The organism is Streptomyces sp. AMJ-169 (genome assembly GCF_055597585.1).
In genome coordinates this window covers 514,573-525,033 of sequence record NZ_JBVLTJ010000007.1, presented here as the reverse complement: position 1 = coordinate 525,033, position 10,461 = coordinate 514,573, and the positions used below count along the sequence as shown (strand labels likewise).

Annotated in this window: 10 protein-coding genes; 7 read left to right on the top strand and 3 right to left on the bottom strand. The window is 73.2% G+C overall.

All coding sequences use genetic code 11. The annotated features are described in order from the left end of the window. On the bottom strand, positions 1-638 hold a 638-nt coding region (locus tag ACYUD3_RS20725; RefSeq protein ID WP_470971953.1), incomplete at its 3' end, for a hypothetical protein. 161 nt (positions 639-799) lie between these two features. Between ACYUD3_RS20725 and ACYUD3_RS20720 the strand changes: the two genes are divergently transcribed. From ACYUD3_RS20720 to ACYUD3_RS20710, 3 genes are all read left to right on the top strand, one after another. Beyond that, positions 800-1,063 carry a hypothetical protein gene (locus ACYUD3_RS20720; RefSeq protein ID WP_470971952.1) on the top strand — a complete coding sequence of 88 codons (264 nt, stop codon included), beginning with the start codon at positions 800-802 and terminating at the stop codon, positions 1,061-1,063. Positions 1,064-1,352: 289 nt separating this feature from the next. Beyond that, positions 1,353-3,623, top strand: coding sequence for a M4 family metallopeptidase (locus ACYUD3_RS20715; RefSeq protein WP_470971951.1), 2,271 nt, complete (start codon positions 1,353-1,355; stop codon positions 3,621-3,623). 272 nt (positions 3,624-3,895) lie between these two features. Continuing rightward, complete coding sequence (locus ACYUD3_RS20710) at positions 3,896-4,423, top strand: hypothetical protein (RefSeq protein ID WP_470971949.1); 528 nt, start codon at positions 3,896-3,898, stop codon at positions 4,421-4,423. A 136-nt stretch (positions 4,424-4,559) separates the two neighbouring features. On the opposite strand, the gene ACYUD3_RS20705 is transcribed toward ACYUD3_RS20710, so the two are convergent. Beyond that, entirely contained in the window at positions 4,560-5,549 is a 990-nt protein-coding gene (locus ACYUD3_RS20705) for a DUF6745 domain-containing protein (RefSeq protein WP_470971948.1), read from the bottom strand. 38 nt (positions 5,550-5,587) lie between these two features. Then, positions 5,588-5,914 (bottom strand): hypothetical protein, encoded by a 327-nt coding sequence (locus ACYUD3_RS20700; RefSeq protein ID WP_470971946.1) that lies wholly within the window; start codon positions 5,912-5,914, stop codon positions 5,588-5,590. A 173-nt stretch (positions 5,915-6,087) separates the two neighbouring features. Between ACYUD3_RS20700 and ACYUD3_RS20695 the strand changes: the two genes are divergently transcribed. From ACYUD3_RS20695 to ACYUD3_RS20680, 4 genes are read left to right on the top strand one after another with little or no spacing between them, the layout of a single operon-like run. Beyond that, entirely contained in the window at positions 6,088-7,044 is a 957-nt protein-coding gene (locus tag ACYUD3_RS20695) for an STM4015 family protein (protein ID WP_470971944.1), read from the top strand. 5 nt (positions 7,045-7,049) lie between these two features. Further along, positions 7,050-8,252: an STM4014 family protein gene (locus ACYUD3_RS20690; protein ID WP_470971943.1), complete on the top strand. Its 1,203-nt coding sequence runs from the start codon at positions 7,050-7,052 to the stop codon at positions 8,250-8,252. 1 nt (position 8,253) lies between these two features. Further along, complete coding sequence (locus ACYUD3_RS20685) at positions 8,254-9,069, top strand: STM4013/SEN3800 family hydrolase (protein WP_470971984.1); 816 nt, start codon at positions 8,254-8,256, stop codon at positions 9,067-9,069. Positions 9,070-9,074: 5 nt separating this feature from the next. Further along, a complete protein-coding gene (locus ACYUD3_RS20680; protein WP_470971982.1) occupies positions 9,075-10,457 on the top strand; it encodes an STM4012 family radical SAM protein in 1,383 nt (460 codons plus the stop codon). Positions 10,458-10,461: the final 4 nt, after the last annotated feature.

The window sequence follows — 10,461 nt, the reverse complement described above, 5'->3', positions numbered from 1 at the left end:
CTCGGCCCCACCAAACCGAAGTCCAGCAGGGCCGAGTAGAGCTTGCCCCCGAAATAACCAACAGCGTCCCAGAGTTGGAGGCGGGGGCCGTCGATGAGGTGGGTGTGGCCCTGGCGGGCGGCCCAGGTCGTGTCGCGGTGGGTGAAGGTGCCCCGGTGGATCACCAGGCGGAGGTCGGGGGTGCCTCGGGTGCGGTGGAGGCAGGAGCAGGTGCCCTCCTCGTCGGGGAGGGGTTCGGCGACCGGGCGGAAGGCGGCGTCCAGGAGGCGGCCCCGGGGGTCGCGCGCGGTGAGGTGGAAGGTGTCGTGGGCGGACGCGGGCAGCACGCGCCAGCCGTCGCGGCGCAGGATGCGGGCCACGGCGGTCACCAGGTCGGCGGTGTCCAGGTCCGCCAGCTCGGCCGGCGTGTAGTGACCGGACCGGCGCCGGGCCCGCCGCCGGGCGCGGCGGGCCAGGGGTACGGCCGCCACCGCCAGGACCAGCAGCCCGAGGACCGGCGCAGGGGCTCCGTACCGGCGACCGGCCAGCGCCAGCAGCGCGGTCGCCGCACACACGAACAGCGTCAGCCCGACCAGCGCGGGCAACACGTCCCGCAACCGAGGCTCCGCCGATCCCGGCCGTCCCGCCCGTTCCGTCATCAGGGCACCCCCCGCCCCGGACCCGCCCTCGTGCGAGGACGTCACTGTGTCTACCCGGCGCGGGGCCGAAAGCCTCCTACCGGCGGTTTCGCGCCAAGGTGTTGGCTGAAGCGGGGGCCTTGCGGGGGGCCGTTGTCAGTGCCGGATGGCAAAGTGAACACATGGACGAGACGGAGTTCATGAACGGACGGGTCTACGGCGCGGACCACGAGGACGCGGCGCCGAGACACGGCAGGCGGTACGCGGAGCTGGCGGGCGGCCCGCTCGACGGACTGCTGCTGGATGTGACCGACGGGGTGGGGGAAGAGGTCGCGCTGCGCACGGAGATAGGGCGGTACGGGGCGGGCGGACGGTCCGTGTACGTGCAGGGCACCGAGGGCGGGCGGCTGCTGTACTGGCGCGAGGACGTACCCGGGAACCACTGAACGCCGGTACCGCTGAACCCCGGGCGCCCCACACCTGTCTTCCCTCACCCCCCGCACGGCCGAAAACCCCCACCCCCACCCCGAACTCCCAGCAAACAAGCGTCAATTCAAGCCGTACCTTGACGCTCTCATGACAATCTCATGGGTCAGATGCCACCCTTCTGTCAACCGTTCACCATTCCTTCACCTCCGTTCCGGTGACACCCCCCACCCCTCGTCACCCCCTATCCCCCCGCATCGAACGGCTCCTCGCCCACCCCCCTGTGCAGAGCGCAGAAGGAGACCTCCGTTGCCCAGGCGCCCCCGCCTCGCTGTCCCGCGGCGCAGATCCGCCGCCCTCGCCCTCACCGCCGCCGGTGCCCTGCTGGCCGTCGGCGTCCTGCCCGGCGCCGCGACCGCGGCCCCCGAGCCGGCCCCGCAGAAGATCAGCGCGACCCCCCGAGCCGGTGCCGCACCGGTCTCCCTGACCCCCGACCGGCGCGCCTCGCTGCTGAAGAGCGCGAACTCCACGACGGCCGCGACGGCCCGTCAACTCGCCCTCGGCGACCGGGAGAAGCTGGTCGTCAAGGACGTCGCCCAGGACGCCGACGGCACCACGCACACCCGCTACGAACGCACCTACGCGGGCCTGCCCGTGCTGGGCGGCGACCTCGTCGTCCACGTCCGCAAGGACGGCCGTACGACCACCTCGAAGGCGGCCGAGGCGGACCTCGCGGTGCCGTCGCTGACGCCGAAGATCGCGGCGAATGCGGCGCGGAACACGGCGCTGGGCGTGGCGAAGAGCGAGGACGTCTCCCGCGCGGAGGCTTCGGAGGCGCCCCGCCTCGTCGTCTGGGCCGGCGCGGGCAAGCCCGTCCTCGCCTGGGAGAGCGTCGTCCACGGCACGCAGGAGGACGGCACCCCCAGCGAACTGCGCGTCGTCACCGACGCGGCCAGCGGCAAGCAGCTCCTCGCCGAGGAGGGCGTCCACACCGGCACCGGCACCGGCCAGTACAGCGGCACGGTCCCGCTGGGCACGACCCGGTCGGGATCGTCGTACCAGCTCGTCGACGGCGACCGCGCGGGGCACCGGACGTACGACCTCAACCAGGGCAGCTCGGGCACGGGCACGCTGTTCACGGACGCCGACGACGTCTGGGGCGACGGCACGCCGGCCAACCGGCAGACCGCGGGCGTCGACGTCGCGTTCGGCGCGGCGGCCACCTGGGACTACTACAAAGAGGTCTACGGCCGCAACGGCATCCGCAACGACGGCGTCGCCGCCTACAGCCGCGCCCACTACGGCAACTCCTACGTCAACGCGTTCTGGCAGGACAGCTGCTTCTGCATGACGTACGGCGACGGCGCGGGCAACACCAAGCCGCTGACCGCCCTCGACGTGGCCGCGCACGAGATGACGCACGGCGTCACCAGCGCCACCGCGAACCTCAACTACTCGGGCGAGTCCGGCGGGCTGAACGAGGCGACGTCCGACATCTTCGCCGCCGCCGTCGAGTTCTACGAGAACCTCCCGGCCGACCCGGGCGACTACCTCGTCGGCGAGAAGATAGACATCCGCGGCAACGGCACCCCGCTGCGCTACATGGACAAGCCCTCCCGCGACGGCTCCTCCGCCGACGCCTGGTCCCCGGGCCTCGGCAACCTCGACGTCCACTACTCCTCGGGCCCCGCGAACCACTTCTTCTACCTGCTGAGCGAGGGCAGCGGCGCGAAGACCGTCAACGGCGTCGCCTACGACAGCCCGACCTCCGACGGGCAGCCCGTCACCGGCATCGGCATCGAGAACGCGGCCAAGATCTGGTACCGGGCGCTGACGACGTACATGACGTCGACGACCAACTACGCCGGCGCGCGCACCGCGACCCTCCAGGCCGCCGCCGACCTCTTCGGCGCCTACACCCCGACCTACCTCGCCGTCGCCGACGCCTGGGCCGGCATCAACGTGGGCAACCGGATCGCGCTCGGCGTCAACGTCGCTCCGCTCGGCGACCAGACCTCCGGCGTCGGCCAGGCCGTCTCCCTCCAGGTCAGCGCCTACACCACCAACACCGGCTCGGCCCTCACCTATGAGGCGGGCGGGCTGCCCGACGGGCTGAGCATCAGCGACACCGGCCTCATCACCGGCGTCCCGGCCGCGCTCGGCAGCCACGCCGTCACCCTCAAGGTCAGCGACGCCACCGGCGCGTCCGTGACCCAGAGCTTCGGCTGGCGGATCGCGAACATCTACGCCAACGCCACCCGCGTCGACATCCCCGACGCCGGCCCCGCCGTGGAGTCCCCGATCACCATCACCGGCCGCGACGGCAACGCCGCCGCCGCGACCAAGGTGTACGTCAACATCGTCCACACCTACCGCGGTGACCTCGCCGTCGACCTGGTCGGCCCCGACGGGACGGTCTACTCGCTGCTCACGCCCAGCAGCGACTCCACCGACAACGTCGACCAGACCTTCACCGTCGACGCCTCGGCCCAGCCGGTGAACGGGACGTGGAAGCTGCGGGTGCAGGACCGGGCGCGGATCGACGTGGGGTACATACAGAAGTGGGAGCTGACTCCCTGAGTGTGCCCGTGTGACAAGTGACGTGCCCGGACCCCCTGTTGAGGGTCCGGGCACGCTCGCTTCGGCACGGTCCCCTGCCGAAGCCGCGTACACGTACGACCCGAACGCCAAGGCCGGGTAACGGAGTTCCCAGCGCCGCCCCGGTCCGGGGCAAGCCGTCTCCCAAGCCGGTACCGGGTTGGGCAAAGGCTCTATCCGCGTAGAAATCCCGAGTGCTGTCATGTGCGCGACCGCCCGGACGACTGCCGGGCATCGCACCGGGAGCCCCCCACATGTCCCACCGCATTCCCCGCTCCGCAGTGACCACCCTCTCCGCCCTCGCCCTCGCCGCCGCCGGACTCACCGTCACCGCCGGCACGGCCCACGCCCAGACCTGTAGCCAGGCCTACCTCCCCCTCCCCGACCCCGTCTGCCAGCCCGGCGCCTACAACCCGGACGTCACGCAGTCCACCATCAACTCCACCATCTGCGTCTCGGGCTGGACCGCGACCGTCCGCCCCTCCAGCTCGTACACGACGGCCCTGAAGAAGCAGCAGATCGTCGAGTACGGCTACACCGACACCAGCACCGCCGACTACGAGGAGGACCACTTCGTCCCCCTCGAACTCGGCGGCGCCCCCAAGGACCCCAAGAACCTCTGGCCCGAGCCGGAGTACGGCGACAAGACCGCCGGCAACAAGGACACCGTCGAGAACAAGCTGAAGAAGGCCGTCTGCGCGGGCCAGGTCAGCCTCGACGACGCCCGCAGCGCCATCGTGACCGACTGGACGACGGCTCTGGCGAACCTCGGCCTCAGCTGAGGGAGTTGAGCCGGGCGGCTTGAGCCGGGCGGCTTGAGCCGGCGGCGCCCTCTCCCGTCCCGCGCACGGGGGAGGGCACCCTCAGCGGCGCCGGGCCCATCGGCTCACGTCTCCTGAAGCGGCGCCCATCAGGCCCTCACGTCTCCTGAAGCGGCGCGTACACCGAAGGGTCCACCCCGAACGTCCACGCCACCCCCGCCCGCGCCGTCCTGGTCGACGGCGGCACCCGCAGCCAGTACCGGTTGCGCGAACCATCGGGCTCCGGCGTCGAGTTGACGACCTCCACCATCACGACCGGCTCGTCGCCCTCCAGGTCGATCCGCCACAGGACCCCCGTCGCGTCCTCGTGCAGAGGCCGCGCCCCCGAGTCCGCGAGGTAGCGGTCGTAACCGTAGAACTCCAGCATCACGCGCCGCAGTTCGGCGTTCTCCTCCGCCCGCACCCGCTCCGGCGTGAGCCTCTTCAGCTCGTCCGGGAAGTCGCGCGGCACCGGCATCCCCCGCCACGCGCACAGCGCGAACCCGTCGGAGAACGCCAGCGCGGGGCCGTCCCCCCGGTCCAGCCGCCCCGCCTCGTCGCGGTGCAGCTCGACCGGCCGCTCGCACACCACGGCCACCTTCTCGAACGCCCACCACCAGCCGGCCGCGCGCGCCACCTCGGCCAGCCCGTCGAGCGGTCCGCCGGCGGTCCGGAACGCGGCGAGCCAGGGCGCGTCGTGCTGCCCGAGGACCGCGTCCAGCAGGACCAGCCGCGCCTGCGGGCCCAGCTCCTCCTGGACCCCGGCCCTGATCCGGTCGACGAGACTCTGCGTCAGCTCCCACAGCCGCCCGCCGGACGCCGCCCAGCGCGCCGCCCACCCCGGCGCGCCCAACTCCTCGGACACCCGCCGCCGTTCCCGCGCCCACGGCGCGCTGCGCACCGCCTCCCGCACACTCGCCCCGGCCCCCTCAAGGGCCCGCACCAGCTCGACCCCCTCGCGGGGCGAGCGCGCCCACACGATCCGCTCCGGCCCGGCGAGCCCCGCCCGCCGGTAGGCCAGCCGTACGCCCGCCTCGGCCCGCGCCCGGTCGGCCGGGCCGGTCGCGGCGGCGCACGCCCGCCACAAGTCGACGTCCGCATCCGTCATTTCAGTCACCTCGGCCACCGCAGTCCCCTCACCCATGTCTAGTCCGCCACCATCCGCACCGAACCCGGCACGTACTCCCGCTGCCTGACCACCCGGAACCAGCCCGCCGGCAGCGTGATCACCGCATGTTCCTCGTGCACCACCCGCCCGCCCTTGGGCAGATGCAGCAGCATCGGCCCGAACGGGCCCGCCTCCCGCACCAGATCACCGGGGCCCACCACCGCGTGCGCGTGCCCCGTCACCTCACCGAGCGCCAGCACCAGCCGCCCCCGCCCGTCCCGCGCCGCACGCGGCGCCCGCGCCACATGCTCCGGAACGGCCTCCTCGGCCACGGGCACGATCAGCACATCTCCCTGCCGGTACACGGGCACACCCCCTCTCGGAATCCGGCGGCACACCCTGCGCCGCCCGACACCCACGACGTTACGACCCACCACTGACAACGCCCCTCGAAGCCGCCCCCGCACCCCCGTTGTCAGTGCCGGTTGGTACAACTTGCGGCAGCAGGCCACATCCGCCGAGAGCAGGGAGCAGCCGTATGACCGTCCATCAGCACCTGACCACCTTCCACGGGCTGCCGGTGCGCGCGCTCCCGCACCCCAAGGACCCGAGGCCGCTGCCCGCCGCGGACTCCGTCGCCTGGTCCATCGGCAGCGCCGTGTACGACTCCGGCGAGCAGTGGACGGCCGTCTTCGCCCGCTTCCTCGACACCGTCGACTCCGCGAAGGTGAGCGCGATCGTCGTGGGCGCCTGGGAGGAGGCGTACGACTCGGACCCCTCCGCCGTGCTCGAGGCCCTCATCGCCGCCCGCGACCGGCTGCCCGCGCTGCGGGCGCTGTTCCTCGGGGACATGACGTCGGAGGAGTGCGAGATCTCCTGGATCCACCAGACCGACGTCACCCCCCTGCTGACGGCCTTCCCGGAGCTGGAGGAGTTCGGCACGCGCGGCGGCCAGGACCTGACCCTCACCGGCGTCACCCACACCGCCCTGCGCCGGCTCGTCATGGAGTCCGGCGGCCTGCCCGCCGAGGCCGTACGCGGTGTCGCCGCGAGCGAGCTGCCCGCGCTGGAACACCTCGACCTGTGGCTCGGCACCCCCGACTACGGCGGCACGGCCGAGATCGCCGACCTGGAGCCGATCCTCTCCGGCGCCCGGCTGCCCGCCCTGCGCCATCTCGCCCTGCGCAACAGCGAGATGCAGGACCAGATCGCCGCGGCCGTCGCCGCCGCCCCGGTCGTCGCGCAGCTGGACTCCCTCGACCTGTCGATGGGCATCCTCACCGACGACGGCGCCACCGCCCTGATCGGCGGCCAGCCCCTGACCCACCTCAAGAAGCTCGACCTGCACTACAACTACCTCACCGACCCCTTGAGGGACCGCCTGCGCCAGACCCTGGAACCGGCGGGCGTCGAACTCGACGTGGACCACGGCGACGCCCAGGACGACCAGGAGGACGACGGCACGGTGTGGCGCTACGTGGCCGTGGGGGAGTGACACCGATGCGTACGGTCCCGACGGCGCCCCAGGTCCGGGGCGAGCCCCGCGCCGCCCGCCGGGACCCCTCGGCCACGCCGAACCCCCCGCCCCTGACCGTCGTGGGCAACCCCGCCAACCGCCGCGTCACCCTCTACACCGCCGCCGTCCGCGCCGCCGGCCTCCCCGCCCCGAGGGTCGTCCCCTGGGCCGACGTCCTCGCGGCGGGCGGCGCCGGCTTCGCCCCCGGTGAGATCGTCCGCCTCGACTCCCCGGGCGAGGACCCGCACGTGGACCGCCTCCTGCGCGGCCCCGGCGACCCCACGCGGGTGGAGGGCTCGGCCCGCTGGTACGCCGCGTTCCTCGCCGCGCTGGGCACCCTGCGCGGCGGCCGGCGGCTCGACGACCCCGAGGAGCTGGCGGTGCTGTTCGACAAGCGGCGCTGCCACGCGCGGCTCGCCGCGGCCGGGGTCCCCGTACCGCAGTCGCCCACCTCGGGCCCCGGCGCGGCGGAGGTCCGCGGCTGGGACGACGTACGCGCGCTGATGCGGGAGCACTGTATGCCGCGCCTCTTCGTCAAGCTCGCGCACGGCTCCTCGGCGTCCGGTGTGCTGGCCGTCGAGGCGGCGGGCGGGGGCCGGATCCGCGCGGCGACCTCCGCCGAACTCACCCCGGACGGCCGCCTGTTCAACTCCCTGAAGGTCCGCCGCTACACCGACGAACGGCACATCGCCGCCATCGTCGACCGCCTCGCCCCGGACCATCTGCACCTGGAGCACTGGCTGCCCAAGGCAGGACAGCACGGCCGCAGCGCCGACCTGCGGATCGTCGTCGTCGCGGGCCGCGCCACCCACGGGGTGGTCCGCACCAGCCGCTCCCCGATGACCAACCTCCACCTCGGCGGCAGCAGAGGCGACCTCGACGCGGCCCGCGCGGCGGTGGCGGCGGCCGGCGCCCGCTGGGCGGACGTCCTCGGCGTCGCCGAACAGGCCGCCGCCTGCTTCCCGCGCACCCTCTGCGTCGGCGTCGACCTCCTGCCCGCCGTCGGCTGGGACCGGGCCGCCGTAGCCGAGGTCAACGCCTTCGGCGACCTCCTGCCCGGCCTCACCGGCCTCCCCGGCAGCGGCGCCGAGGGCCTCGACACCTACGCGGCCCAGATCGCGGCGACCCTGAAACACGCCGCCCCGAACCCCGCCCCGACCCCCGGAAGCCCCCATGCACACGCCTGACATGACAAGGATCGTCGGCAGCCACGACCTCCTCCTCGTCACCCTCGACACCCTGAGGTACGACGTCGCGGCCGAACTCGCCGCCGAGGGCCGCATCCCGAACCTGGCCCGCCACCTCCCGGCCGCCCGCTGGGAGGAACGGCACGCCCCCGGCAGCTTCACCTACGCCTCCCACCAGGCCATCTTCGCCGGCTTCCTGCCCACCCCGGCCACCCCCGGCCCGCACCCCCGCCTCTTCGCGGCCCGCTTCGCCGGCAGCGAGACCACCGCCGACGGCACGTTCGTGTACGACACCCCCGACCTCGTCTCCGGCCTCGCGAAGGAGGGCTACCGCACCGTCTGCATCGGCGGCGTCGGCTTCTTCAACCGCCAGGGCCCGCTCGGCTCGGTCCTCCCCGGCCTCTTCCAAGAGGCGCACTGGGAACCGGAGTTCGGCGTCACCTCACCCACGTCCTTCGAGAGCCAGGTCACCCGCGCGGAGGAGATCGTCCGTGAACTCCCCGAAGAACAGCGCCTGTTCCTCTTCGTGAACGTCTCCGCGCTGCACCAGCCCAACTGGTTCCACCTCCCCGGCGCGACCCGCGAGACGGGCGACACCCGCGCGACCCACGCCGCCGCCCTGGAGTACGTCGACCGCCACATCGGCCGCCTCTTCACCGCCGCGAGCAGCCGCCGCCCCTGCTTCACGATCGTCTGCTCCGACCACGGCACGGCGTACGGCGACGACGGCTACACGGGCCACCGGCTGGGACACCCGGTGGTGTGGACGGTCCCGTACGCCCAATTCACCCTGGAGAAAGGGGAGTCCGCCGCATGACCACGATGGACGCGCCGACCGTGACGAGCACGCAAGCCACGCCGGCCACGCCGACCGTGCAAGCCACGCCGGCCACGACAAACGCACCGGCCACGCCACCCCCCACCCCCTACCAGTCCTACGTCTACGCCTACCCCCACAAGACCGCCTACCGGAAACTCCCCGCCAGACCCGCCCTGAAAGACCTCTGGGCGGCCGAACCCACCACCTCACTCTCCCTCTACTTCCACATCCCCTTCTGCGAAGTCCGCTGCGGCTTCTGCAACCTCTTCACCCGCATCGGCGCCCCCGACGGCCTCACCACGGCCTACCTCGACGCCCTCGACCGCCAGGCGACAGCCGCGCGGGACGCCCTCGGCCCGGCCGACCCCCGCTTCGTCACGGCCGCGTTCGGCGGCGGCACCCCCACCTTCCTCACCGCCCCCGAACTCGACCGCCTCTGCGACCTGGCGGAACACCGCATGGGCGCCGACCTGCGCAGCATCCCGCTCTCCGTCGAGGCGTCCCCCGCCACGGCCACCGCCGACCGCCTCCAGGTCCTCGCCGACCGCGGCACCACCCGCCTCAGCCTCGGCGTCCAGAGCTTCGACGACACCGAGGCCCGCGCCGCCGTACGCCCCCAGCGGCGCGCCGACGTCGAGGCCGCCCTCGGGCGCATCCGCGACGCCCGTATCCCGGTCCTCAACATCGACCTCATCTACGGCATCGACGGCCAGACGCCGGAGAGCTGGCTCAACTCCCTGGACGCGGCGCTGCGTTGGGAGCCCGAGGAGCTGTACCTGTACCCGCTGTACGTCCGCCCCCTCACCGGACTCGGCCGCGCCGCGCCGGACGCCCCCGACCCGGAGTGGGACGCGCGGCGCCTGCGGCTGTACCGGCTCGGCCGCGACCACCTCCTCGCGCGCGGCTACGTCCAGCACTCCATGCGCATGTTCCGCCGCGCCGGCGCCCCGGACCTGGGCGCCGACGACTACGCCTGCCAGACCGACGGCATGATCGGCCTGGGCTGCGGCGCCCGCTCGTACACGCGGGACGTGCACTACTCCTTCGACTACGCGGTCGGGACGAGCGAGGTGCGGAAGATCATCGACGACTACGTCGCCACCGAGGACTTCACGCGCGCGGAGAACGGCTACGCGATGGACGACGACGAGCGCCGCCGCCGCTATCTCTTGCAGTCCCTGCTCCAGGCGGAGGGCCTGCCCGCCGCAGGGCAACGGGAGTATTTCGCGCGGGAGTTGGACCGCATGGCCGAACGCGGCTGGTTGGCGGACCGCGCCGACCACCTGAAGCTCACCCCGGAAGGCCTCGCCCACTCCGACGCGATCGGCCCGGAGCTGTTCTCCCCGGCGGTCCGCCGCAAGATGGCCGAGTACGAGAGAAAGTGACCGC

Bases quoted from the DNA above. Each gene is read 5' to 3' on its own strand.
- ACYUD3_RS20690 (WP_470971943.1), top strand. From the start codon at position 7,050: ATGCGTACGGTCCCGACGGCGCCCCAGGTCCGGGGCGAGCCCCGCGCC.
- ACYUD3_RS20685 (WP_470971984.1), top strand. From the start codon at position 8,254: ATGACAAGGATCGTCGGCAGCCACGACCTCCTCCTCGTCACCCTCGAC.
- ACYUD3_RS20705 (WP_470971948.1), bottom strand. From the start codon at position 5,549: ATGACGGATGCGGACGTCGACTTGTGGCGGGCGTGCGCCGCCGCGACC.
- ACYUD3_RS20710 (WP_470971949.1), top strand. From the start codon at position 3,896: ATGTCCCACCGCATTCCCCGCTCCGCAGTGACCACCCTCTCCGCCCTC.
- ACYUD3_RS20680 (WP_470971982.1), top strand. From the start codon at position 9,075: ATGGACGCGCCGACCGTGACGAGCACGCAAGCCACGCCGGCCACGCCG.
- ACYUD3_RS20695 (WP_470971944.1), top strand. From the start codon at position 6,088: ATGACCGTCCATCAGCACCTGACCACCTTCCACGGGCTGCCGGTGCGC.
- ACYUD3_RS20720 (WP_470971952.1), top strand. From the start codon at position 800: ATGGACGAGACGGAGTTCATGAACGGACGGGTCTACGGCGCGGACCAC.